Source organism: Pseudomonas sp. BN102 (assembly GCF_029871245.1).
In the GTDB taxonomy this organism is placed as follows: Bacteria; Pseudomonadota; Gammaproteobacteria; order Pseudomonadales; family Pseudomonadaceae; genus Metapseudomonas.
Window position 1 is genome coordinate 24,062 of the sequence record NZ_SSON01000070.1, and the last position, 21,514, is coordinate 45,575.

23 protein-coding genes are annotated in these 21,514 nt (G+C 65.1%); 8 read left to right on the forward strand and 15 right to left on the reverse strand.

Annotated features, from left to right (window positions below; all coding sequences use genetic code 11):
• Positions 1-112: 112 nt before the first annotated feature.
• The 6 genes from E8F12_RS16330 to E8F12_RS16355 form a co-directional block, all read right to left on the reverse strand.
• Positions 113-847, reverse strand: a complete 735-nt coding sequence (locus E8F12_RS16330; protein WP_280326281.1) for a hypothetical protein — start codon at positions 845-847, stop codon at positions 113-115.
• Positions 848-904: 57 nt separating this feature from the next.
• Entirely contained in the window at positions 905-1,285 is a 381-nt protein-coding gene (locus tag E8F12_RS16335) for a RidA family protein (RefSeq protein WP_280291972.1), read from the reverse strand.
• Positions 1,286-1,315: 30 nt separating this feature from the next.
• Positions 1,316-3,424: a bifunctional GTP diphosphokinase/guanosine-3',5'-bis pyrophosphate 3'-pyrophosphohydrolase gene (gene spoT / locus E8F12_RS16340; protein WP_280326282.1), complete on the reverse strand. Its 2,109-nt coding sequence runs from the start codon at positions 3,422-3,424 to the stop codon at positions 1,316-1,318.
• Positions 3,425-3,484: 60 nt separating this feature from the next.
• Complete coding sequence (rpoZ, locus tag E8F12_RS16345; protein WP_016495387.1) at positions 3,485-3,748, reverse strand: DNA-directed RNA polymerase subunit omega; 264 nt, start codon at positions 3,746-3,748, stop codon at positions 3,485-3,487.
• 179 nt (positions 3,749-3,927) lie between these two features.
• Complete coding sequence (gmk, locus tag E8F12_RS16350; protein WP_280326283.1) at positions 3,928-4,548, reverse strand: guanylate kinase; 621 nt, start codon at positions 4,546-4,548, stop codon at positions 3,928-3,930.
• Between the two features lie 11 nt (positions 4,549-4,559).
• The gene (locus tag E8F12_RS16355; RefSeq protein ID WP_280326284.1) at positions 4,560-5,423 is read right to left on the reverse strand and encodes a YicC/YloC family endoribonuclease; all 864 of its coding nucleotides are present in this window, start codon (positions 5,421-5,423) and stop codon (positions 4,560-4,562) included.
• 137 nt (positions 5,424-5,560) lie between these two features.
• Here E8F12_RS16355 and rph point away from each other — a divergent pair, with 137 nt between their 5' ends.
• Positions 5,561-6,280: a ribonuclease PH gene (gene rph, locus E8F12_RS16360; RefSeq protein ID WP_280326285.1), complete on the forward strand. Its 720-nt coding sequence runs from the start codon at positions 5,561-5,563 to the stop codon at positions 6,278-6,280.
• Between the two features lie 25 nt (positions 6,281-6,305).
• Positions 6,306-6,671, forward strand: a complete 366-nt coding sequence (locus E8F12_RS16365) for a DUF4870 domain-containing protein (protein ID WP_280291967.1) — start codon at positions 6,306-6,308, stop codon at positions 6,669-6,671.
• Between the two features lie 61 nt (positions 6,672-6,732).
• On the opposite strand, the gene E8F12_RS16370 is transcribed toward E8F12_RS16365, so the two are convergent.
• Positions 6,733-7,512: an exodeoxyribonuclease III gene (locus E8F12_RS16370; protein ID WP_280289145.1), complete on the reverse strand. Its 780-nt coding sequence runs from the start codon at positions 7,510-7,512 to the stop codon at positions 6,733-6,735.
• An 80-nt stretch (positions 7,513-7,592) separates the two neighbouring features.
• Here E8F12_RS16370 and pyrE point away from each other — a divergent pair, with 80 nt between their 5' ends.
• Both pyrE and E8F12_RS16380 read left to right on the forward strand, forming a co-directional pair.
• Positions 7,593-8,234: an orotate phosphoribosyltransferase gene (pyrE, locus tag E8F12_RS16375; protein ID WP_280326286.1), complete on the forward strand. Its 642-nt coding sequence runs from the start codon at positions 7,593-7,595 to the stop codon at positions 8,232-8,234.
• A gap of 22 nt (positions 8,235-8,256) precedes the next feature.
• Entirely contained in the window at positions 8,257-8,850 is a 594-nt protein-coding gene (locus E8F12_RS16380) for a DUF4124 domain-containing protein (RefSeq protein WP_280326287.1), read from the forward strand.
• Between the two features lie 10 nt (positions 8,851-8,860).
• Here E8F12_RS16380 and E8F12_RS16385 read toward each other — a convergent pair whose 3' ends face one another.
• The 5 genes from E8F12_RS16385 to coaBC form a co-directional block, all read right to left on the reverse strand.
• A complete protein-coding gene (locus tag E8F12_RS16385; RefSeq protein ID WP_280326288.1) occupies positions 8,861-9,307 on the reverse strand; it encodes a thioesterase family protein in 447 nt (148 codons plus the stop codon).
• Positions 9,308-9,368: 61 nt separating this feature from the next.
• Entirely contained in the window at positions 9,369-10,274 is a 906-nt protein-coding gene (gene argB / locus E8F12_RS16390) for an acetylglutamate kinase (protein ID WP_280326289.1), read from the reverse strand.
• A gap of 21 nt (positions 10,275-10,295) precedes the next feature.
• Positions 10,296-11,693 carry a phosphomannomutase/phosphoglucomutase gene (gene algC / locus E8F12_RS16395; RefSeq protein WP_280326515.1) on the reverse strand — a complete coding sequence of 466 codons (1,398 nt, stop codon included), beginning with the start codon at positions 11,691-11,693 and terminating at the stop codon, positions 10,296-10,298.
• A gap of 1,235 nt (positions 11,694-12,928) precedes the next feature.
• Positions 12,929-13,384: a dUTP diphosphatase gene (dut, locus tag E8F12_RS16400; protein WP_280326290.1), complete on the reverse strand. Its 456-nt coding sequence runs from the start codon at positions 13,382-13,384 to the stop codon at positions 12,929-12,931.
• Between the two features lie 6 nt (positions 13,385-13,390).
• Positions 13,391-14,599: a bifunctional phosphopantothenoylcysteine decarboxylase/phosphopantothenate--cysteine ligase CoaBC gene (coaBC, locus tag E8F12_RS16405; RefSeq protein WP_280326291.1), complete on the reverse strand. Its 1,209-nt coding sequence runs from the start codon at positions 14,597-14,599 to the stop codon at positions 13,391-13,393.
• 137 nt (positions 14,600-14,736) lie between these two features.
• On the opposite strand from coaBC, the gene radC reads away from it, so the two are divergent.
• Positions 14,737-15,411: a DNA repair protein RadC gene (radC, locus tag E8F12_RS16410; RefSeq protein ID WP_280326292.1), complete on the forward strand. Its 675-nt coding sequence runs from the start codon at positions 14,737-14,739 to the stop codon at positions 15,409-15,411.
• On the opposite strand, the gene E8F12_RS16415 is transcribed toward radC, so the two are convergent.
• Positions 15,408-16,982 carry an ABC transporter substrate-binding protein gene (locus tag E8F12_RS16415; RefSeq protein ID WP_280326293.1) on the reverse strand — a complete coding sequence of 525 codons (1,575 nt, stop codon included), beginning with the start codon at positions 16,980-16,982 and terminating at the stop codon, positions 15,408-15,410. The two genes, radC and E8F12_RS16415, sit on opposite strands and share 4 nt — an antisense overlap.
• Positions 16,983-17,341: 359 nt before the next feature.
• Here E8F12_RS16415 and rpmB point away from each other — a divergent pair, with 359 nt between their 5' ends.
• On the forward strand, positions 17,342-17,578 hold the full coding sequence (gene rpmB, locus E8F12_RS16420; RefSeq protein WP_028626887.1) for a 50S ribosomal protein L28: 237 nt from the start codon (positions 17,342-17,344) through the stop codon (positions 17,576-17,578).
• A gap of 10 nt (positions 17,579-17,588) precedes the next feature.
• Positions 17,589-17,744, forward strand: coding sequence for a 50S ribosomal protein L33 (rpmG, locus tag E8F12_RS16425; protein WP_003464575.1), 156 nt, complete (start codon positions 17,589-17,591; stop codon positions 17,742-17,744).
• A 154-nt stretch (positions 17,745-17,898) separates the two neighbouring features.
• Here the strand turns inward: rpmG and E8F12_RS16430 are convergent, their stop codons facing one another.
• Together E8F12_RS16430 and E8F12_RS16435 are read right to left on the reverse strand one after the other, a co-directional pair.
• Complete coding sequence (locus E8F12_RS16430) at positions 17,899-18,264, reverse strand: cupin domain-containing protein (protein WP_280326294.1); 366 nt, start codon at positions 18,262-18,264, stop codon at positions 17,899-17,901.
• A 14-nt stretch (positions 18,265-18,278) separates the two neighbouring features.
• Positions 18,279-19,619: an aspartate aminotransferase family protein gene (locus tag E8F12_RS16435; protein ID WP_280326295.1), complete on the reverse strand. Its 1,341-nt coding sequence runs from the start codon at positions 19,617-19,619 to the stop codon at positions 18,279-18,281.
• A gap of 229 nt (positions 19,620-19,848) precedes the next feature.
• On the opposite strand from E8F12_RS16435, the gene E8F12_RS16440 reads away from it, so the two are divergent.
• A complete protein-coding gene (locus E8F12_RS16440; protein ID WP_280326296.1) occupies positions 19,849-21,342 on the forward strand; it encodes an aldehyde dehydrogenase in 1,494 nt (497 codons plus the stop codon).
• Positions 21,343-21,514 lie beyond the last annotated feature (172 nt).

A 21,514-nucleotide genomic window follows, 5' to 3' on the forward strand; every position in this document is an offset into this window, starting at 1 on the left:
TGTTGGGCTTCGCTGCGCTCAGCCCAACCTACAGGAGCCGGTTGAGCATGTAGGATGGGCCGGGCGGCGCTCCGCCTCAGCCCACTACCGAGACTCCCGTGGACGTCGAGGGTCAGTCGCGTTCCAGCAGCCAGGCCCGCTTGCCAGGGAAATACTCGGGCATCTCGTCGACCTGCGCGCGGTTGCGTGCTTCGAGGATCTGCAGTTCGTCGCCGTCATGGACGAAGATCCAGGCCGCGCCCTGGTTGTCCTGCTGCAGCCAGATGCTGTCGTTCTCGCCGCTCATGGCCGCGCAATCGCCGGCCAGGCAAAGCGCGTAGCGGTCGGCACCCGGCAGGCCTTCCAGGCTGCCGTCGGGATTGAACCTGACCAGGCCGCCTTCGCCCTTACCCTCGACTACCTTCCAATCGCCGCCGAGGTAGGCGGAATAGAGTGCATGCTCGAAGGCGCTACCCGGCGGGGCGCCGGCGGCGGGGGCATTGGCCGGATGGACGAAGCGCTGTTCGGGGAGGTTTTCGCTGGCCTTCTGTACCAGTTCGTCGCCGTCCACTTCCAGCAGTTCGTGGTAATCGCCGTAGAAGTCCACCCGCCAGTCGCCATCTTCCTGGGAGGCCAGGCGCCCTTCACCCAGTTCGAACCCGTTGCTGTAGTGGGCTTCGCCGGATTTCTGGTCGATCTGCCATTCGAGGTTGGGGCCATAGGCCAGCAGGGCCTCGCGCAGCTTGCCTTCATTGGCCGCGGCATTGATCGCCGCCTGGTTGATCCAGATGCCGCTGGGGTCGGAGGGATTGCTGGAGCAGCCGCCGAGAATGGCTGCGCAGAGCAGCAGGGGGAGGGCGTGACGCATGACGGATTCCTTCCGGAACGACACCACGGGCCAGACGGCCCATGGCGGGAGAGTCTCTTATTCGAGGACCAGGATGGCGTCCATTTCTACCTGGGAGCCGCGCGGAAGGGCAGCGACGCCGATGGCGGCACGAGCCGGGTAGGGCTGCTGGAAGTAGCGGCCCATGACTTCGTTGACCTTGGCAAAGTGGGACAGGTCGGTGAGGAAGATGTTCAGCTTGACGATGTCCTTGAAGGAGCCGCCAGCGGCTTCGGCCACGGCCTTCAGGTTCTCGAATACCTGCACGGTTTGCGCTTCGAAGCCTTCCACCAGTTCCATGGTCTTGGGGTCCAGCGGGATCTGGCCGGACAGATAGACGGTGTTGCCGGCCTTGATCGCCTGGGAGTAGGTGCCGATGGCGGCGGGGGCCTTGTCGCTGCTGATGACGGTCTTGCTCATGGGAACTCCTTGGGTCTCTTGAGGGGTCGGCTACGCCCGCACGCGGGTGATGCGGATCACCCCCTTGAGCGCGCGCAGCTTCTTGATCACGCGGGCCAGGTGCACGCGGTCGTGCACGCTGACCACCAGCTGGACCACGCTGATGCGGCCATCGCGCTCGTCCATGCTGATCTTCTCGATATTGCCGTCGGCGGCGTTGACGCTGCTGGCCAGCAGGGCGATCAGGCCGCGCTGGTGCTCCAGCTCGACGCGCAGTTCGACGTTGAATTCGCCGGCGACGTCCTTGGCCCAGGACAGCTGGATGCATTTCTCCGGGTTATGCCGGATTTCGCCGATGTTCTTGCAGCTTTCCAGGTGCACCACCATGCCTTTGCCGGCGGACAGGTGGCCGACGATCGGGTCGCCGGGGATCGGCGTGCAGCACTTGGCGTAGCTCAGCACCAGGCCCTCGGTGCCGCGGATCGCCAGCGGACCTTCCGGGTTCGGCAGCTGCTCGCCGTCGCTGGCCAGCAGGCGGCGGGCGACCACGTAGGCCATGCGGTTGCCGAGGCCGACGTCTTCCAGCAGGTCTTCGATCACGTCCAGGCGGTATTCGCCAAGGACGGCCTGGACGCGCTCGGCACTGATCTTGTCGAGATGGCTCTCGAAGCCGGCCAGGGCCTTGTTCAACAGGCGCTCACCCAGGCTGATGGACTCGGAGCGGCGCTGCTGCTTCAGGGCATGGCGGATATGGGTGCGGGCCTTGCCGGTGACCACGAAATTCAGCCAGGCCGGGTTCGGCCGGGCGCCAGGCGCGGTGACGATCTCCACCGTCTCGCCGCTCTGCAGCGGTTCGGACAGCGGCGCCAGGCGGCGGTTGATGCGGCAGGCGATGCAGGTGTTGCCGACATCGGTGTGCACGCCGTAGGCGAAGTCGACCGCGGTGGAGCCTTTGGGCAGCTCCATGATGCGGCCCTTGGGCGTGAACACGTAGACCTCGTCGGGGAAGAGGTCGATCTTCACGCTCTCGATGAATTCCAGGGAGTTGCCGGCACGCTGCTGTAGCTCCAGTACGCCCTTGACCCATTGGCGGGCGCGGGCGTGGGTGCCCTTGGGCTGGTCGTCCTCGGCGGACTTGTACAGCCAGTGGGCGGCGATGCCGTTGTTGGCCATCTCTTCCATCTCGCGGGTGCGGATCTGGATCTCGATGGGTACGCCGTGCATGCCGAACAGGGTGGTGTGCAGCGACTGGTAGCCGTTGGCCTTGGGAATCGCGATGTAGTCCTTGAAGCGTCCGGGCAGCGGCTTGTACAGGTTGTGCACGGCGCCGAGCACGCGGTAGCAGGTGTCGACCTTGTCGACGATGATGCGGAAGGCATAGACGTCCATGATCTCGTTGAACGCCCGGCGCTTGCCGCGCATCTTCTTGTAGATGCTGTAGAGGTGCTTCTCGCGGCCGATGACCTCGCCTTCCATGCCTTCGCGGCGCAGGCAGTTGGTCAGCGATTCCTCGATCTTGTTGACGATTTCCTTGCGGTTGCCGCGGGCCCGGCGCACGGCGGCGCGGATGCGCTCGGAGCGCATCGGGTGCATGGCCTTGAAGCCCAGGTCCTCGAATTCCACGCGCATGCTGTGCATGCCCAAGCGGTTGGCGATGGGCGCGTAGATTTCCAGGGTTTCCTTGGCGATGCGCCGGCGTTTCTCGCCGGACAGCACCTCCAGGGTGCGCATGTTGTGCAGGCGGTCGGCCAGCTTGACCAGGATCACGCGGATGTCGCGAGCCATGGCCATGGCCATCTTCTGGAAGTTCTCGGCCTGGGCCTCGGCCTTGGACTCGAAGTTCATCTGGGTCAGCTTGCTGACCCCGTCCACCAGCTCGGCGACGGTCTCGCCGAATTGCGCGTTGAGGGCTTCCTTGGCGATGCCGGTGTCCTCGATCACGTCATGCAGCATCGCGGCCATCAGGCTCTGATGATCCATGTGCATGTCGGCGAGGATGTTGGCTACGGCCAGCGGATGGGTGACGTAGGCTTCGCCGCTGCGGCGGCGCTGCCCGTCATGAGCCTGCTCGGCATAGAAGTAGGCTCGGCGCACCAGGTTGACCTGGTCAGCGCCGAGATAAGTCGAAAGTCGTTCGGCAAGGGCGTCTATGCTCGGCAAGGTTTCACTCCTTGCCGACCTTCATGACCCTGCGTCGTGCGACGTCGACCAGGCATGGATTCAGAGGGCCTCGTTGGCCTCGTCCTCGAATGCGGCGAACAGCGGTTCTTCTTCAACAATGTCTTCCTGGGCGATGACGTCATAGTCGACCAGGCCGGCGGCGATTTCGCGCAGGGCGACAACGGTCGGCTTGTCGTTTTCCCAGGCTACCTTGGGCTCTTTGCCGCCGGTGGCCAGCTGACGGGAACGCTTGGTGGCGAGCATGACCAGCTCGAAGCGGTTATCGACGTTGTCCAGGCAATCTTCAACGGTAACGCGGGCCATGGTGTTCCTCGTAGCACAGAAATGGATGGCGGATGCTTTGCCCGAATGGGCGAGCGGACTGAATAGTCTAAAAAATCGCCAGCATTAAGGGAAGCGCCGATTTTTGGCGCTTCCCTGGCTGGAGTCTGGGCCATGGTCGGCCCGGCCGCCAGTTATCGGCGTGATAGAGAGGGTTTTCGTCAGGCCAGCAGGCGGGCCAGCAGGGCGCCGTGGCGAACCTGTTGGGCTCCATGGCGCAGCTGGTTGGCGCGGAAGATGGCCTTGAGGTCATCGAGGGCAGTGGCGAAGTCGTCGTTGATCACCAGGTAGTCGTACTCGACGTAGTGGCTCATCTCGCTGACCGCTTCGCGCATGCGCCGGTCGATGATCTCGTCGCTGTCCTGGCCGCGGTTGTTCAGGCGTTGGCGCAGGGCCTCCTGGCTCGGCGGCAGGATGAAGATCGACTTGGCCTGGGGCATCAGGTGACGGACCTGCTGGGCACCTTGCCAGTCGATCTCGAGGATCAGGTCATGGCCTTCGGCCAGGGTCTGCTGTACCCAGCGCTGGGACGTGCCGTACAGGTTGCCGAAGACCTCGGCATGCTCGAGGAAGTCGCCGTGTTCGAGCATGTGGACGAACTCTTCGCGGGTCACGAAGTTGTAATTGACGCTGTCCACTTCACCCGGGCGCATACCGCGGGTGGTGTGGGAGACGGAGACGCGAATATTCGGCTCGGCGTCGATCAGGGCCTTGACCAGGCTGGTCTTGCCGGCGCCGGAGGGGGCGGAAACGATGTACAGGGTGCCGGGGGTGGCAGTCATGGGGAAATCTCTTACTCGATGTTCTGGACTTGTTCGCGCATCTGCTCGATCAACACCTTGAGGTTGACCGCGGCCTGGGTGCTGCGCGGGTCGAATGCCTTGGACCCTAGAGTGTTGGCCTCTCGGTTGAGTTCCTGCATCAGGAAGTCCAGGCGCCGACCGGCGGCGCCGCCGGCCTTGAGCACGCGACGGACTTCGCCGATATGGGTGCCGAGCCGGTCCAGTTCCTCCGCCACGTCGCTTTTCTGGGCCAGCAGCACCATTTCCTGTTCCAGGCGCTGGGGATCCAGCTCGGCCTTCATCTCATTGAATCGGTCGAGGATCTTCTGCCGCTGGGCGGCGAGCATCTGCGGGACCAGCGCGCGCAGGGCGGTGACCTCACCCTGCATGGCATCCAGGCGCTCATTAAGCAGCCGGGCCAGATCGGCGCCTTCGCGGGCGCGACCTTTCTTCAGCTCGTCCAGGGCCTGGGCGAAGACTTCCAGGGCGGCACTGTTCAGGGCTTGCGGGTCGGCGGCATCGGCCACCAGCACGCCCGGCCAGGCGAGGACTTCCAGGGGGTTGAGCGGGGCCGGCTGCTGGATCAGCGCAGCAACGCTCTCGGCAGCCTGGATCAACTGGCTGGCGCGGTCGCGGTCCACCTGCAGGGGCTTGCCGGCATTTTCTTCGGCCAGGCGCAGTGTACATTCCACCTTGCCGCGGGACAGGCCCTGGCGCAGGGCGTCGCGCACAGGACCTTCGAGGTCGCGGAAGGCCTCCGGCAGGCGCAGATGGGGTTCGAGGTAGCGATGGTTGACCGAGCGCAGTTCCCAGCTGAGGGTGCCATAGGGGCCGGCCCGTTCGACGCGGGCGAAGGCGGTCATGCTGTGCACCATGGGGTTTCCTCTCGGTTTCGTCGATCAAAGGAGGCGATTGTAGCCCAGGCGGGTCGCGCCTCCCAACGCGGCGATGTCCCCCGTGGCGCCGGGCCTCTATAATGGCGGGCAGATTTCTCCCGAACAGGTAAGCCCCGATGAAACGTCCCAGTGGCCGCGTAGCTGATCAACTGCGCTCGATCCGCATCACCCGCAACTACACCAAGCATGCCGAAGGCTCGGTGCTGGTCGAGTTCGGGGATACCAAGGTGATCTGCACGGCCAGCGTCGAGTCCGGCGTGCCACGCTTCCTCAAGGGACAGGGGCAGGGTTGGCTGACCGCCGAGTACGGCATGCTGCCGCGCGCCACCGGCGAGCGTAACCAGCGCGAGGCCAGCCGTGGCAAGCAGGGCGGCCGCACCCTGGAGATCCAGCGTCTGATCGGCCGCTCGCTGCGCGCGGCGCTGGATATGACCAAGCTGGGCGAGAACACCATCTACCTGGATTGCGATGTGATCCAGGCCGACGGCGGCACCCGCACCGCCTCCATCACCGGCGCCATGGTGGCCCTGGTGGACGCGCTGAAGGTGCTGAAGAAGCGTGGCGCGCTGAAGGGCGATCCGCTGAAGCAGATGGTGGCCGCCGTATCCGTGGGCATCTTCCAGGGTGAGCCGGTGCTGGACCTGGACTACCTGGAAGACGCTGCCGCCGAGACCGACCTGAATGTGGTCATGACCGATGCCGGCGGCTTCATCGAAGTCCAGGGCACCGCTGAAGGCGCGCCCTTCCAGCCGGAAGAGCTGACCGCCATGCTGGATCTGGCGCGCAAGGGCCTGAACGAACTCTTCGAACTGCAGCGCGCCGCCCTGGCCGACTGACAAAACCCCGAGCGAGGGAGGCGACATGGACGAACCGACTCAATATCAGGAGCCGAACCGGGAAGTACGGCAATGGGCGATGTTCTGCCATTTCTCCGCCTTCCTCGGCCTGGTTTTTCCCTTCGGCAACCTGCTGGGGCCGCTGATCGTCTGGCAGATCAAGAAGGACATGGACCCCTTTGTCGACGCCCAGGGCAAGGAAGCGCTGAACTTCCAGATCACCGTGGCGTTGGCGGTGGTGCTGTGCTTCCTGCTGATGCTGGTGGTGATCGGCTTCCCTCTGCTCGGGCTGGTGAGCATCGGTGCACTGGTGCTGACCATCATCGCCGGAATCAAGGCCAACGAAGGCCAGGCCTATCGCTATCCCTTCTGCTGGCGGCTGGTGAAGTAGCGACCGACACGACCGCAGAAACGAAAAAGCCGGCTCGAAAGCCGGCTTTTTTCTGCCTCGATCAGACGCTCAGCAGCCAGTCGTAGTCGACGATCAGCGGCGCGTGCTGGGAGAAGCGCGGCTGACGCGGCAGGCGGGCGCTGCGCACGAAACGACGCAAGCCAGGCGTGAGCACCTGGTAGTCGAAGCGCCAGCCGAGGTTGAGCATCTCGGCCTGCTCGCTGTCCGGCCACCAGCTGTACTGGTCGCCTTCGCGGCTGACTTCGCGCAGCGCATCGACGTAGCCCATGTTGCCGAACACCTCATCCATCCAGGCACGCTCGGGCGCCAGGAAGCCGGGGAGTTGCTGGCAGTCGCGCCAGTTCTTCACGTCCAGCTTCTGGTGGGCGACGTAGAGCGAGCCGCAGTAGATGTACTCGCGGCGCTTGCGGCGCTGCTTGTTCAGATAATGGGTGAGGTCGTCCATGAACTTGAACTTGTGGTTCAGGTTCTCGTCCCCGCCCTGCCCGGAAGGCAGCAGCAGGGTGGCGATGCTCACTTTGTCGAAATCTGCCTGCAGATAGCGTCCGTATCGATCGCAGGACTCGAAGCCGAGTCCCCAGATCACCGCCTTGGGTTGCAACCGCGAATAGAGCGCCACACCACCTTGGGTGGGCACTTCGGCATCGCCGGCGTAGAGGAAATAACCATCCAGTTGGAAGGCAGGGTCGTCCAGGTCGAAGGCGGAGGCGCGGGTGTCTTGCAGGCAGATCACGTCGGCATTCTGAGCCTGCAGCCAGCTGAGGAGACCTCGCTCGGCCGCGGCTTGAATACCATTCACGTTCACACTGATGATCCGCATAAATGGCCCCCAAAAACACGTGCGTGTATGATACCCGAGCTCTTTCTTTTTAGCTAAATCCGTGCCGTCCGAGGCTTTTCATGCAGGCGTACCAACGCGATTTCATTCGCTTTGCCATCGAGCGCGGAGTACTGCGTTTCGGTGAGTTCACTCTCAAGTCCGGGCGTACCAGCCCCTATTTCTTCAATGCAGGCCTGTTCAACAGCGGTCTCGCCCTCGCCCAGCTCGGCCGATTCTATGCGGCTGCAGTGGTCGATAGCGGCATTCCTTTCGATGTGCTGTTCGGCCCGGCCTACAAGGGTATCCCGCTGGCCGCCGCCACCGCCGTGGCGCTGGCCGAGCATCATCAGATTGACACCCCGTGGTGCTTCAACCGCAAGGAAGCCAAGGACCACGGCGAAGGCGGCACCCTCGTGGGCGCGCCGCTGGCGGGTCGCGTGATGATCATCGATGACGTGATCACCGCCGGTACCGCCATCCGCGAAGTGATGCAGATCATCCAGGCGCAGGATGCCCGGGCGGCCGGCGTTCTCATCGCCTTGAACCGACAGGAGCGCGGCCAGGGCGAACTCTCGGCTATACAGGAAGTAGAGCGTGACTTCGGCATGCCGGTGGTCAGCATCGTGTCCCTGGAGCAGGTACTGGAGTACCTGGCCGGCGACGCCGAGCTGAAGAAGCACCTGCCGGCCGTGGAAGCCTATCGCGCCAACTTCGGTATCTGACCATTCGGGGCTGGGAGTCCTCATGCTGAAACCGCCTGCACTCCGCCATTGCGTGTTGCTGGGGTTGTTGCTGCCCGCGCTGTCCGGGGCGGCGGAGTTGTATCGCTACGTCGACGACAAGGGCGTGACCGTACTGGATCGCCAGGGCGTGCCGCCGGAGTTCATCGGCAAGGGCTATGAGGTGCTCAACGAGCAGGGTCGGGTCATCCGCGTGATACCGCCGGCGCCCAGTCGCGAGGAGATGCAGCGGCAGCTGGATGAAAAGGCTCGGGCCAGTTCCGATGCCCAGTTGCTGCGGCTCTACACCAGTGTCGAGGATGTCGATCGCGCCCTGGAGCGCAAGCTGGCCGAGTTGGATGGCCTGATCGGCGTTGCCCGCGGCAACCAGCAGTCGCTGCGTACCCAGCAGGCCAATCTGCAGAGCCAGGCGGCCGAAAACGAACGGGCCGGACGCGAGGTCCCGGCCCACCTGGTGGCGCAGATCGACAACCTGCGCGAAGAACAGAAGCGTCTGGAGAAGGACATCGCCCGCTACGAGCGGGATCGCGAGGCCGCGAAGAACAGCTTCGCCGCCGACCGCGCGCGTCTGGCCAGGCTTCTCGGCGGCACCCGCTAGCAGACTGTATTCAACAGCCCGCTGGTGCGCACCGCTCGAAGCCGCGCACCCGTTCCCTCAGCCAGTCTGGCAGCCGCAGGCTCTTGCGGTTGTCGGCATCGGCATGCACGTAGACCACCTCGCCCGAGGTGAGCTGTTCGCCCCCGCGCCAGATACCCAGCTCGAAGGCCATGCTCGCGCCGCCGAGGCGGCTGACCCGTACGCCGATTTCCAGTAGGTCGTCGAAGCGAGCCGGCGCCAGGTATTCCAGCAGGGTCTTCACCGCGAAGAAGTCGCCGCCGTCCTTGAGCAGGTCGGCTGGATAGGCCACTTCCAGGCTGCGGAAATACTCGGTGATGGCGACATCGGCGTAGGTCAGGTAGTTGCCGTTGAAGACGATGCCTTGCGGGTCCACCTCAGCCCAGCGCACGCGCAGGCCATGGAAGAAGCTAAAAACTTCGCGGGGCAGGTTGGCCATGCCGGGTTCCTCGAAAAAGAACAGGCCGGATCGCTCTGGCCTGTCTGGGTGTCGCTCGGGTTCAGGAACGCTTGCGGTTGGTGATCAGCGTGCCGACGCCGCTGTCGGTGAAGATCTCCAGCAGCACGGCGTGGGGCACGCGGCCGTCGATGATGTGCGCGGCGTTCACGCCGCCCTGCACCGCATCCAGCGCGCAGCGGATCTTTGGCAGCATGCCGCCGTAGATGGTGCCGTCGGCGATCAGGTCATTGACCTGCTCGGTGGACAGGCCCGTAAGCACCTTGCCCTGCTTGTCCATCAGGCCGGCGATATTGGTCAGCAGCATCAGCTTCTCGGCCTTCAGCGCCTCGGCCACCTTGCCGGCCACCAGGTCCGCGTTGATGTTGTAGGACTCGCCATTGGCACCCACGCCGATCGGCGCGATCACCGGGATGAAGTCGCCTTTGACCAGCATGTTCAGCAGGTCGGTGTTGACGCTGGCGACCTCGCCCACGTGACCGATGTCGATGATCTCCGGCTGGGTCATCTCCGGGGTCTGGCGGGTGACGGTGAGCTTCTTCGCGCGGATCAGCTCGGCGTCCTTGCCGGTCAGGCCAATGGCGCTGCCGCCGTGGCGATTGATCAGGTTGACGATGTCCTTGTTCACCTGGCCGCCCAGGACCATCTCCACCACGTCCATGGTCTGCGCGTCGGTGACGCGCATGCCGTCGACGAAGTGGCTCTCGATGGACAGGCGCTTGAGCAGGTCACCGATCTGCGGGCCGCCGCCGTGCACCACCACCGGATTGATGCCGACGGCCTTCATCAGCACCACGTCGCGGGCGAAGCTGGCCTTCAGCTCGTCGCTTTCCATGGCGTTGCCGCCGTACTTGACCACCAGGGTCTTGCCGACGAAGCGGCGGATATAGGGCAGCGCTTCGGACAGGACCTGGGCGACTTGGGAAGCAGCGTCGAGGCTGAGGGTCATGCTGGGCTCCAGTGACACGGATCAGAACGGCAAATTGAGTTCAGGGGCGATGAGGGTGAGCTGGCTGCGGAACACCTGCTTGATGCGCTCCAGCTCTTCCTCGGTGTCGGCCTCGAAGCGCAGCACCAGCACGGGGGTCGTGTTGGAGGCGCGGACCAGGCCCCAGCCCTTCGGATAATCGACACGCACGCCATCGAGGGTGGTGAGGTTGGCTTCGCCCCAGCTGGCCTCGCGTTGCAGGCGCTCGATCAGGCGGAACTTGTTCTCGTCGGTGACGGTGATGTTGATTTCCGGAGTGGAGACGTCCTTGGGGAAGTCCGAGAACACAGTTTCGGCGTCGCGTTTTTCCTGGCTGAGGATTTCCAGCAGGCGCGCGGCGCTGTAGATGCCGTCGTCGAAGCCGTACCAGCGCTCCTTGAAGAAGATGTGGCCGCTCATTTCGCCGGCCAGCAGCGCACCGGTTTCCTTCATCTTCTTCTTGATCAACGAGTGACCGGTCTTCCACATCACCGGACGGCCGCCGTAGCCGCTGATGAGGGAGGTCAGGCGACGGGTGCACTTGACGTCGAAGATGATGTCCGCGCCCGGGTTGCGCGATACCACGTCCTTGGCGAACAGCATCAGCAGGCGGTCGGGGTAGATGATGGAGCCGGTATTGGTCACCACGCCGACGCGGTCGCCGTCGCCGTCGAAGGCCAGGCCCAGGTCGGCGTTCTCTTCCTTGACCTTGGCGATCAGGTCTTCCAGGTTCTCGGGCTTGCCCGGGTCCGGGTGGTGGTTGGGGAAGGTGCCGTCGACATCGCAGTAGAGCGGGATCACGGTGCAACCCAGGGCTTCGATCAGCTGCGGGGCGATCACGCCAGCCACGCCGTTGCCGCAGTCCACCACCACCTTCATAGTCTTGGCCATGGCGATGTCATCGCGGATTTCCTGGAAGTAGCGATCCAGGATTTCTACCGCTTCGACGCTGCCGACGCCGTTGGCCAGGTCGTTGTCCTTGATGCGGGTGTGCAGGGCGGTGATCTGCTCGTTGGCCAGGGTCTCGCCGGCGACCATGATCTTGAAACCGTTGTAATCCGGCGGGTTGTGGCTGCCGGTGAGCATCACGCCGGACTTGCCGGCCAGCACGTTGGCCGCGTAGTAGAGCACTGGGGTCGGCACCATGCCGACGTCGGTGACCTGGCAGCCGCAATCCACCAGGCCCTGGATAAGCGCCTGGACCAGCTCGGGGCCGGAGAGGCGGCCATCGCGGCCGACCGAGACATTGGGTTCGCCGCGGGCCAGGCTTTCCGAGCCGATGGCGCGGCCTACCCAGTAGGCGGTTTCGGTGGTGAGGGTATCGCCGACCACGCCGCGGATGTCGTACGCGCGGAAGATGCTGGCGGGTAGGTTGGGGGCGATCTGTTCGATGCTGGTCATGGCGGGGGCTTGCTCCAATCCCAGGAGGTCCTGGTCTTCGTCGAGGATGTCGATATCGAGAATGTCGGTATCGTGGAAAAGTGGATCGGCCGATTCGGCCGGCTTGACGGGTGCCGGTGCAGCGGGGCTGCTGGCGGCCGCCAGGGCCGGTCCCTTGTCCGGCGCTGGCTCCGGTTTGCGCCTGGGCTGGCGGGCAAGTGCCTGGGCCAGACTGTCCAGCGCCGGCAGGCGCAGACTGAAGGCTTTGACGCTCCCGCCGTTCGAGAGTTCTTGCAACATTTGATTGAGCTGCCGAGCGTCATCGTGCAGCTTGCGCTGCAGCGCGCCCTGGCTGAGCCTCAGGCCGAGCACGGCGCCGCCCAGGGCGAGCAGGGCAGCCAGTGCGAGCAGCAGGGGGGAGACGGTTGCCTGAGTCAGGGTCAGGCCAGGTGTGAAGCTGAGCTTCCAGTTCGAATTGCCGCTGTCCAGGTCAAGGGGCGCGGCTTCGCCTGCCTGGCCGATCTGGGCCAGGACCTGGGCCGGGGCGTTGCTGAACTGCTGGGTCAGTTGCAGCTGGCCGACCTCCGCCGGCAGGGGCGGCAGGCTGTGCAGCAGGCGCTGGAGGTCAAACACCAGCAGCAGGGTGCCCTGGGGCGCGGCCTGGTCGTTCAGGCGCAGTGGTGCGGCGCTGTAGACCAGCCAGCGCTGGTCCACCTTGTAGGCCTCGGGGCTGGGCTGCTGGCCATTTTCCAGTCGGCGCAGCAGGTCCAGGGCGGCATAGTTCATCGGAGCCGCGCGCTGGCTGTTCTGCTGCGCCTGGCCGGGCAGGTTGAGGTGCGCGTCGACCACGCCGTCGCGGTAGCCCAGGCTGCGCTCGGCGGCCTTCAGCTGGGCGGCGTCGCCGCTGTTGAGGGCGTCGATCAGGCTGGGATCGCGGGCCGCGACGGCGGTGTCTGCGCGTAACTGGGCGATGGCCTGGCGCAGGGAGGCCGCTTGGCTTCCGCCCCAGGCTTGGCTGAGCTGGTCGACCCGGTCCTGTTCAGCGGGATGGATCACGCCGAACCAGAGCAGGGCGCCAGCGGCGACTATGCCACCCAGGGCGGCAAGCACGCCGGGAAGCAGGTCGTCCGAACCCTTGGCGCGGGCCCCGGCCGCACCCGGCGGGCGGGGCGAGCTGTTGGGGGCGGCGTCCTTGCTGCTGCGCTTGAAGAGTTTCACTGAACGTCTCCTCGGCGGTTCGTCCTGATGTTAGGCGTTCAGTGGCTGCCGGTGTGACCGAAACCGCCGGCACCACGCTGGCTTTCATGGAACTCCTCGACCAGCTCGAAGTGCGCTTGGACCACGGGCACCAGGATCAGCTGGGCGATGCGCTCGCCGATGGCGATGCGGAAGGCGGTCTGGCCGCGGTTCCAGCAGGAGACCATCAGTTCGCCCTGGTAGTCGGAGTCGATCAGGCCCACCAGGTTCCCCAGCACCACGCCATGTTTGTGGCCCAGGCCCGAGCGCGGCAGGACCAGGGCCGCCAGGCCCGGGTCGGCGATGTGGATCGACAGGCCGGTGGGGATGAGGATGGTCTGGCCCGGCTCGAGGACGATTTCTTCCTTGAGCATGGCGCGCAGGTCGAGGCCTGCGGAACCCGGGGTGGCGTATTGCGGCAGCGGGAATTCGCTGCCAATGCGGGGATCGAGGATCTTGGCTTGCAGTGAGTGCATGGAGTCTCAGGCCTGGTTGAGGCGGTCGGCGATGAAGGCGATCAGCTGGCGGGCGATCTTGCCCTTGCTGGTCTGGGCGAAGCTGTTCTGACCCAGGTCGCGGTCGATGACGGTGATGGCGTTCTCCTCGCTGTTGAAGCCGATGCTGGGGTTGGCCACGTCATTGGCGACTATCAGGTCGAGGTTCTTGTCCTTGAGCTTGCGCGAGGCGTATTCGAGGAGGTTCTCGGTCTCGGCGGCGAAGCCCACGCTGAAGGGACGGTCGGCCCGGCCGGCGAGGGTCGCGAGGATATCGGGGTTGCGTACCAGCTGCAGCAGCAGGCCTTCGCCGCTGGTCGGGTCCTTCTTCATTTTGTGCTGTGCGACCACTTCCGGGCGGTAGTCGGCCACGGCGGCGGCGGCGATCAGCAGGTCGCAGGGCATGGCCGCTTCGCAGGCAGCGAGCATGTCGCGGGCGCTGACGACGTCGATGCGGTTGACCCGGTCCGGCGTGGGCAGGTGCACCGGGCCGGTGATCAGGGTCACCTTGGCGCCGGCCTCCACCGCGGCTTCGGCGAGGGCGAAGCCCATCTTGCCGGAGCTGTGGTTGGTGATGTAACGCACCGGGTCGATGTTTTCCTGGGTCGGGCCGGCGGTGATCAGCACATGGCGGCCGGTCAGGGCGCGGTGCTCGAAGCAGTCGGCGGCGCGCTGGGCCAGTTCCTCGGCTTCCAGCATGCGGCCGAGGCCGACGTCGCCGCAGGCTTGGCTGCCGGCAGCCGGGCCGAACAGGCGCAGGCCACGTTGGGCGAGGACTTCCAGGTTGGCCTGGGTGGCCGGGTCGCGCCACATGGCCTGGTTCATCGCCGGGGCCAGGGCCACGGGAGCGTCGGTGGCCAGCACCAGCGTGGACAGCAGGTCGTCCGCCACGCCCTGGGCCAGGCGCGCCATGATGTCGGCGGTGGCCGGCGCAATCAGCACCAGGTCTGCCCAGCGGGCCAGCTCGATATGCCCCATGGCCGCTTCGGCGGCGGGGTCGAGCAGGTCGAGGTGGACGGGGTGCCCGGAGAGGGCCTGCAGGGTCAGCGGGGTGATGAACTCGCGGCCGCCCTGGGTCATCACCACGCGGACCTCGGCGCCCTGGTCGCGTAGGCGGCGAACCAGTTCAGCGCTCTTGTAGGCGGCAATGCCGCCGCCCACGCCCAGGAGGATGCGTTTCCGATAGAGCCGCTGCATAGGCCTGCCTTTTATGGAAGTTGACGATGCGCAACGGCGAAGGCGCCTCCCCAGGCCGATCGCCGCGCAAAAAAGGTGGGTTAAGATAGCACAGCGCCCGCACCGGAACAGCGGCGCCGCTCAACCATGGAGGTGTCATGAGCATCCGTAATTGGCCTGCGGCAGAACGCCCGCGGGAGAAGCTTCTCGAACTGGGCGCGGCGGCCCTCAGCGACGCCGAACTCCTCGCCATTTTCCTCCGTACCGGCGTTGCCGGGCGCAGCGCCGTGGATCTTGCCCGCCATCTGCTCGAGGACTTCGGCAGCCTGCGTGCGCTGCTGGAGGCCGAGCTGCATGACTTCACCCAGCATCTCGGCCTGGGGCCGGCCAAGTACGCCCAGTTGCAGGCGGTGCTGGAGATGGCCCGGCGGCACCTGGCCGAACGGCTGCGCCGCGACTCCGCGCTGGAAAGCCCGCAGGCGGTGCGCGACTACCTCAAGGCGCAGCTGCGCCATTCCCGGCATGAGCAGTTCGCCTGCCTGTTCCTCGACGCCAAGCACCGGGTGCTGGCCTTCGAGGTGCTCTTCAACGGCACCATAGACGGTGCCAGCGTCTATCCGCGCCAGGTGGTCAAGCGCGCCCTGGCGCACAATGCGGCGGCCATCATCTTCAGTCACAACCACCCTTCGGGCGTTGCCGAGCCCAGCGAGGCCGACCGCCAGCTGACCCTGCGCCTCAAGGAGGCATTGGCGCTGATCGACGTGCGGGTGCTGGACCACTTCGTTGTCGGCGACGGCGAGCCCTTATCCATGGCAGAGCGTGGCTGGGTCTAGTCCAGCTTCACCCGGGAAAAGTCCTGCCGGCCAAAGGGGCTGACTTGGTAGCCCGCCACCTCGGCGCGGGTCAGGGCGAAGGCGGTCGGGTGGGCGAGCGGCAGCCAGAGGGCCTGTTCGCGAATGATCCGCTGGGCCTTTTCATAGAGCGCCGTGCGCTCGGCCGGGTCGGCGTGCGTCTTGCCGTCGCTGATCAGCTTGTCCAGGTCGGCGTCGCAATAGCGCGCGAAGTTGAGGCCGGACTGCACCGAGGCGCAGGAAAACTGCGGTGTGAGGAAGTTGTCAGGGTCGCCGTTGTCGCCGGCCCAGCCCATGAACAGCAGGTCGTGCTCGCCGGCCTTGGCGCGACGGATCAGTTCGCCCCATTCGATCACGCGGATTTCGGCCTGGATGCCCACCTTGGCCAGGTCGGCCTGCAGCAGCTGGGCGCCGAGGCTCGGGTTGGGGTTGAGCAGGCTGCCGGAGGGGCGGGTCCAGATAGTGGTCTTGAAGCCGTCCTTCAGGCCGGCCTCGGCGAGCAGCGCCTTGGCCTTCTGCGGGTCGTGCGGGTAAGGCGGCAGCTGTTTGGCGTAGCTCCAGGTGTTCGGCGGGTAGGGGCCGTCGGCGGCGCTGGCGCTGCCCTCGAATACCGCCTTCAGGTAGCTGGCCTTGTCAAAGGCAAGGTTGATCGCCTGGCGCACCTGAGGCTTGTCCAGGGGCGCGTGCTGGCTGTTGATGCCGACGAACGCGGTCATGAAGGCCGGGGTCTGGATGGTCCGGATATTCTTGTCGCCGGCAGCGGACTGCACGTCCAGGGGCTTGGGCGACAGGGCTATCTGGCATTCTCCGCGGCGCAGCTTCTGCAGGCGCACGTTGGCGTCGGGGGTAATGGCGAAGACCAGGCCGTCCACGCCCGGCTTGCCGGCGAAGTAATCGGGGTTGGCGGCGTAGCGTACCGCGGCGTCCTTCTGGAAACGCTTGAAGACGAAGGGGCCGGTGCCGATGGGCTGGGCATTGAGCTTTTCCGGAGTGCCGGCCTTCATCAACTGCTCGGCGTACTCGGCGGAATAGATGGAAGCGAAGCCCATGCTGAGGGTGGCGAGGAAGGTGGCGTCCGGTTTGTTCAGGGTGAAGCGCACCTGCTGGTCGTCGACCCTGTCGATGCTCTTGATCAGGCTCGGCAGCTGCATGGACTGGGCGTGGGGAAAGCCGCTCTGGGCCACCTTGTGCCAGGGGTTCGCCGGGTCGAGCATGCGCTGGAAGCTGAAAACCACGTCTTCGGCGTTCAGCGGCCGGCTCGGCTTGAAGTAGTCGGTGGTGTGGAAGGCCACGCCCTTGCGCAGGTGGAAGCTGTAGCTGAGGCCGTTGGGCGCGACATCCCAGCGCTCGGCCAAGCCCGCCACCAGTTGCCCGCGCTGGGCATCGAACTCCACCAGGCGGTTCATCAGCACGTCGGCCGAGGCGTTGGTGGTGGTCAGGGAGTTGTACTGCACCACGTCGAAGCCTTCGGGGCTGGCCTCGGTGCAGACGCTTAGGGTAGCGGCCTGGGCGAGCAGCGGGGCGAACAGCAGCGGAAGGGCGGCAAAACGCATGGCAGACTCCTTTGCGACGACTGACGGGCCCGTGGCGGGCCAAAAGCCTTACCCTAGACGAAGGCTGGCCGGCGGACAATGCGTGGTTGGCGACGAGCGGTCGCTTCTTCCGGGCGGCCTTGCCGTGGCGGCGCAGGCGCAGATTCGACCCTGCCTGACCTGTGGGTAAAACGCTACGGCCCTTGCTGCACTAGGGTCTTTCTGATATAAAGCAGCGCTCTTTTCTGGGGGCCCGGTCTTTCGCAGTCATTGTGCGGCCGGTAAGACCCTGACGAGACGGGCGCTTCAGCGCCCATTAAAGTGAGAGTTCAAGCGGCCAACCCATGCCGGGTTGGGCATGTGGTTTAGAGGGCTGAGGCATGTCGAGAGTCTGTCAAGTAACCGGTAAGGGTCCGGTTACCGGGAACAACATTTCCCACGCAAACAACAAAACCCGTCGTCGTTTCCTGCCGAACCTGCAGCATCACCGCTTCTGGGTCGAGTCCGAGAAGCGCTTCGTGCGTCTGCGCGTTTCCGCCAAGGGCATGCGTGTAATCGACAAGCGCGGTATCGATGCCGTTCTGAGCGAGCTGCGTGCTCGCGGCGAAAAGGTTTAAGGAGCTAATCATGCGTGAACTGATCCGTTTGGTGTCCAGCGCCGGTACCGGCCATTTCTACACCACCGACAAGAACAAGCGCACTACTCCCGACAAGATCGAAATCAAGAAATTCGATCCGGTCGTGCGTAAGCACGTGATGTACAAGGAAGCCAAGATCAAGTAATTGATCCGGCCCTTGTCGAAGAAGCCCGCCTAGTGCGGGCTTTTTCATGCCCGCGATTTCTCGCCCGTCCCATCCTGCAAATTCCCTTGCAGCACCCATAAAAAAGCCCGCCGGAGGCGGGCTGAAGGGTGACAAGCATGGGAGGCGAACAGGCTCAGCGGGCAGCCTGTTCGAATATCACGTAGACCTTGCGGCAGGGCTCCAGCACTTCCCAGGTGCCGGAGAAGCCGGCCGGGATGACGAAGCGATCACCCGCGCGCACCGTCTTGGCGTTGCCCTCCTGGTCGCGGATCACCGAAACGCCCTGGAGGATCTCGCAGTACTCGTGCTCGCTGTAGCTCACGGTCCAGTGGCCCACGGCGCCTTCCCAGATGCCCACGTTGAACTGCCCGCAGGGGCTGCCGTAGTGATTGCGCACGCTCTGCGCGGGGTCGCCCTTGAGGATCTTCTCGGGCGCCGGGCGATAGTGTTCCGGGGCGGTGGTGGCCTGGGCGAAGTCGACTATCTGCTGGATGTTCATGCTGTTGTCCCTGTTCAGACGGCCTTGCGGATGGCGTCGGCGAGCGTGCCGACGAGGGTGTCGATCTGTTCCTTTTCCACGATCAGCGGCGGCGACACGGCGATGGTGTCGCCGGTGACGCGCACCAGCACGCCGTCGCGGAAGCATTGCTCGAAGACCTGGAAGCCGCGCTTGCCGGCGCCGTCGGCGCTGGGTTGCAGCTGCACGCCGCCGACCAGGCCCACCGCGCGGATGTCGATCACGTTGGGCAGCTCCTTGAGGCCGAGCAGTGCGTCCTGCCAGTAGCCCTCCAATTCGATGGCGCGATCGAAAAGGCGCTCGCCCTGGTAGATGTCCAGGGTCGCCAGTGCGGCGGCGCAGGCTACCGGGTGACCAGAATAGGTATAGCCGTGGAAGAATTCGATGGCGCTTTCCGGACCCTGCATGAAGGCCTGGTAGATCTCTTCGGCGACGAACACCGCACCCATGGGGATGGCGCCGTTGGTCAGGCCCTTGGCGCAGGTGATGATGTCCGGGGTGACGCCCCAGCGTTGGGCGGCGAAGGCCTGGCCGACACGGCCGAAGCCGGTGATCACTTCGTCGAAGATCAGCAGGATGCCGTGCTTGCGGGTGATCTCGCGCAGGCGCTGCAGGTAGCCCACCGGCGGCAGGATCACGCCGGCGGAACCGGACATGGGTTCGACAATCACCGCGGCGATGTTCTCGGCACCGTGCAGGGTAACCAGGCGCTCCAGCTCATCGGCTTTCTCGATGCCGAACTCCGGCAGGCCGCGGCTGAAGGCGTTGCGCTGGATATCCAGCGTGTGCGGGAGGTGGTCCACGTTCGGCAGCAGGGCGGGGAAGGCCTTGCGGTTGTTGACCATGCCGCCCACCGATATGCCGCCGAAACCGACGCCGTGATAGCCCAGTTCGCGGCCAATCAGACGGGTGCGGGTGCCCTGGCCGATGGCGCGCTGGTAAGCGAGGGCGATCTTCAGGGCGGTGTCCGCCGATTCCGAGCCGGAGTTGGTGAAGAACACCTTGTTCAGGCCCTTGGGTGCCACATCGGCCAGGCGCTCGGCCAGCTCGAAGGGGAGCGGGTGGCCCATCTGGAAGGTCGGGGCGAAGTCCAGCTTGGCGATCTGCCGGCTCACCGCCTCGGTGATCTCGCGTCGGCCATGGCCGGCGTTGCAGCACCAGAGGCCGGCGGTGCCGTCGAGCACCTGGCGTCCGTCGCTGCTGGTGAAGTACATCCCTTCGGCGCTTTCCAGCAGGCGCGGATTGGCCTTGAACTGGCGGTTGGCGGTGAAGGGCATCCAGAAATCGTCGAGACTGTTGGATATTCTGCCCGGTTGCGGCGAACTGCTGTTTGTCATTGTGGCCACCAGAAAAGGCAAGGTGCGGTGTTGTAGTGATTTCGCCGGAGTCTATGTTTAATATAACGAACATGACAAGGGTGTTTGGCCGTAATCTGTAAAATATATTGAAAAGGCTGGTCTGGCTGGTTTAGGGTTGCGAGGATGGCTACCCAGAGGTCGGCCTTGCAGAATTTTTGACAGTGCATGCCTGAGCTGGCGGCACTCTTCTAATAAGAGGAAAGCTCCAATGACCACCCTGACTCGAGCAGATTGGGAACAGCGCGCCAAGTCCGTGCAGATCGAAACCCGCGCCTTCATCCATGGCGAATACACCGACGCCGTTTCCGGCGCGACCTTCGACTGCATCAGCCCGGTCGACGGCCGCCTGCTGGGCAAGGTGGCCAGCTGCGACCTGGCCGACGCCGAGCTGGCGGTCAAGGACGCCCGCGCCACCTTCGAATCCGGCGTCTGGTCGCGCCTGGCGCCGGTCAAGCGCAAGGAAGTGCTGATCCGCTTCGCCGACCTGATCGACGCCCACGGCGAGGAGCTGGCCCTGCTGGAAACCCTGGACATGGGCAAGCCGATCAGCGACTCCCTGAGCATCGACGTCGCCGCCGCTTCCCGCGCCATCCGCTGGAATGGCGAAGCCATCGACAAGGTCTACGACGAAGTCGCCGCCACTCCGCACAATGAGCTGGGCCTGGTGACCCGCGAGCCGATCGGCGTCGTCGCCGCCATCGTGCCCTGGAACTTCCCCCTGCTGATGACCTGCTGGAAGCTCGGTCCGGCGCTGGCCACCGGCAACTCGGTGATCCTCAAGCCGTCCGAGAAGTCCCCGCTTACCGCCGTTCGCCTCGCCCAACTGGCCATCGAGGCTGGTATCCCGGCCGGCGTATTCAACGTGCTGCCGGGCTTCGGCCACACCGTGGGCAAGGCCCTGGCCCTGCACATGGACGTCGATACCCTGGTGTTCACCGGCTCCACCAAGATCGCCAAGCAACTGATTGTCTACGCCGGCGAATCCAACATGAAGCGCGTCTGGCTGGAAGCCGGCGGCAAGAGCCCGAATATCGTCTTTGCCGATGCCCCTGACCTGCAGGCCGCCGCCGAAGCCGCGGCCGGCGCCATCGCCTTCAACCAGGGCGAGGTCTGCACCGCCGGTTCGCGCCTGCTGGTGGAGCGTTCGATCAAGGACAAGTTCGTGCCCATGGTGGTCGAGGCGATCAAGGCCTGGAAACCGGGCAACCCACTGGACCCGGCCACCAACGTCGGCGCCCTGGTTGACACTACCCAGATGAACAACGTGCTGGCGTACATCCAGGCTGGCCATGACGATGGCGCCACGCTGGTGGCTGGCGGCAATCGCGTGCTCGAGGAAACCGGCGGCACCTACGTCGAGCCGACCATCTTCGACGGCGTGGACAACGCCATGCGCATCGCCAAGGAAGAGATCTTCGGCCCGGTGCTCTCGGTCATCGCCTTCGACGACGCGGAAGAAGCTGTCGCCATCGCCAACGACACCATCTACGGCCTGGCCGCCGGGGTCTGGACCAGCAATCTGTCCAAGGCCCACCTGGTATCCAAGGCGCTGCGTGCCGGCAGCGTCTGGGTCAACCAGTACGACGGCGGCGACATGACCGCGCCCTTCGGCGGCTTCAAGCAGTCCGGCAACGGCCGCGACAAGTCGTTGCACGCGTTCGACAAGTACACGGAGCTCAAAGCCACCTGGATCAAGCTCTGACATCGGGCGGGTAACCGCCTCAAGGTCCGCCCTTCCCGAAGGAGGGGCCGGCTCCTGGCGCCAGTTAAAGGCCTCGTGAGGTCATGAACAGGTGCTAACGAGCTACACCTGCGGCCGGGTTTCCTCAACAGGAACCCGGCCGTTTTGCTTTTTCACCTGCAATGGAGGGCTT

Excerpts from the sequence above, each read along its gene's own strand:
- E8F12_RS16330 (WP_280326281.1), bottom strand. The coding sequence starts at position 847 with ATGCGTCACGCCCTCCCCCTGCTGCTCTGCGCAGCCATTCTCGGCGGC.
- E8F12_RS16335 (WP_280291972.1), bottom strand. The coding sequence starts at position 1,285 with ATGAGCAAGACCGTCATCAGCAGCGACAAGGCCCCCGCCGCCATCGGC.
- rpoZ (WP_016495387.1), bottom strand. The coding sequence starts at position 3,748 with ATGGCCCGCGTTACCGTTGAAGATTGCCTGGACAACGTCGATAACCGC.
- gmk (WP_280326283.1), bottom strand. The coding sequence starts at position 4,548 with ATGACTGCCACCCCCGGCACCCTGTACATCGTTTCCGCCCCCTCCGGC.
- E8F12_RS16355 (WP_280326284.1), bottom strand. The coding sequence starts at position 5,423 with ATGGTGCACAGCATGACCGCCTTCGCCCGCGTCGAACGGGCCGGCCCC.
- rph (WP_280326285.1), top strand. The coding sequence starts at position 5,561 with ATGAAACGTCCCAGTGGCCGCGTAGCTGATCAACTGCGCTCGATCCGC.
- E8F12_RS16365 (WP_280291967.1), top strand. The coding sequence starts at position 6,306 with ATGGACGAACCGACTCAATATCAGGAGCCGAACCGGGAAGTACGGCAA.
- E8F12_RS16370 (WP_280289145.1), bottom strand. The coding sequence starts at position 7,512 with ATGCGGATCATCAGTGTGAACGTGAATGGTATTCAAGCCGCGGCCGAG.
- pyrE (WP_280326286.1), top strand. The coding sequence starts at position 7,593 with ATGCAGGCGTACCAACGCGATTTCATTCGCTTTGCCATCGAGCGCGGA.
- E8F12_RS16380 (WP_280326287.1), top strand. The coding sequence starts at position 8,257 with ATGCTGAAACCGCCTGCACTCCGCCATTGCGTGTTGCTGGGGTTGTTG.
- E8F12_RS16385 (WP_280326288.1), bottom strand. The coding sequence starts at position 9,307 with ATGGCCAACCTGCCCCGCGAAGTTTTTAGCTTCTTCCATGGCCTGCGC.
- argB (WP_280326289.1), bottom strand. The coding sequence starts at position 10,274 with ATGACCCTCAGCCTCGACGCTGCTTCCCAAGTCGCCCAGGTCCTGTCC.
- algC (WP_280326515.1), bottom strand. The coding sequence starts at position 11,693 with ATGACCAGCATCGAACAGATCGCCCCCAACCTACCCGCCAGCATCTTC.
- dut (WP_280326290.1), bottom strand. The coding sequence starts at position 13,384 with ATGCACTCACTGCAAGCCAAGATCCTCGATCCCCGCATTGGCAGCGAA.
- coaBC (WP_280326291.1), bottom strand. The coding sequence starts at position 14,599 with ATGCAGCGGCTCTATCGGAAACGCATCCTCCTGGGCGTGGGCGGCGGC.
- radC (WP_280326292.1), top strand. The coding sequence starts at position 14,737 with ATGAGCATCCGTAATTGGCCTGCGGCAGAACGCCCGCGGGAGAAGCTT.
- E8F12_RS16415 (WP_280326293.1), bottom strand. The coding sequence starts at position 16,982 with ATGCGTTTTGCCGCCCTTCCGCTGCTGTTCGCCCCGCTGCTCGCCCAG.
- rpmB (WP_028626887.1), top strand. The coding sequence starts at position 17,342 with ATGTCGAGAGTCTGTCAAGTAACCGGTAAGGGTCCGGTTACCGGGAAC.
- rpmG (WP_003464575.1), top strand. The coding sequence starts at position 17,589 with ATGCGTGAACTGATCCGTTTGGTGTCCAGCGCCGGTACCGGCCATTTC.
- E8F12_RS16430 (WP_280326294.1), bottom strand. The coding sequence starts at position 18,264 with ATGAACATCCAGCAGATAGTCGACTTCGCCCAGGCCACCACCGCCCCG.
- E8F12_RS16435 (WP_280326295.1), bottom strand. The coding sequence starts at position 19,619 with ATGACAAACAGCAGTTCGCCGCAACCGGGCAGAATATCCAACAGTCTC.
- E8F12_RS16440 (WP_280326296.1), top strand. The coding sequence starts at position 19,849 with ATGACCACCCTGACTCGAGCAGATTGGGAACAGCGCGCCAAGTCCGTG.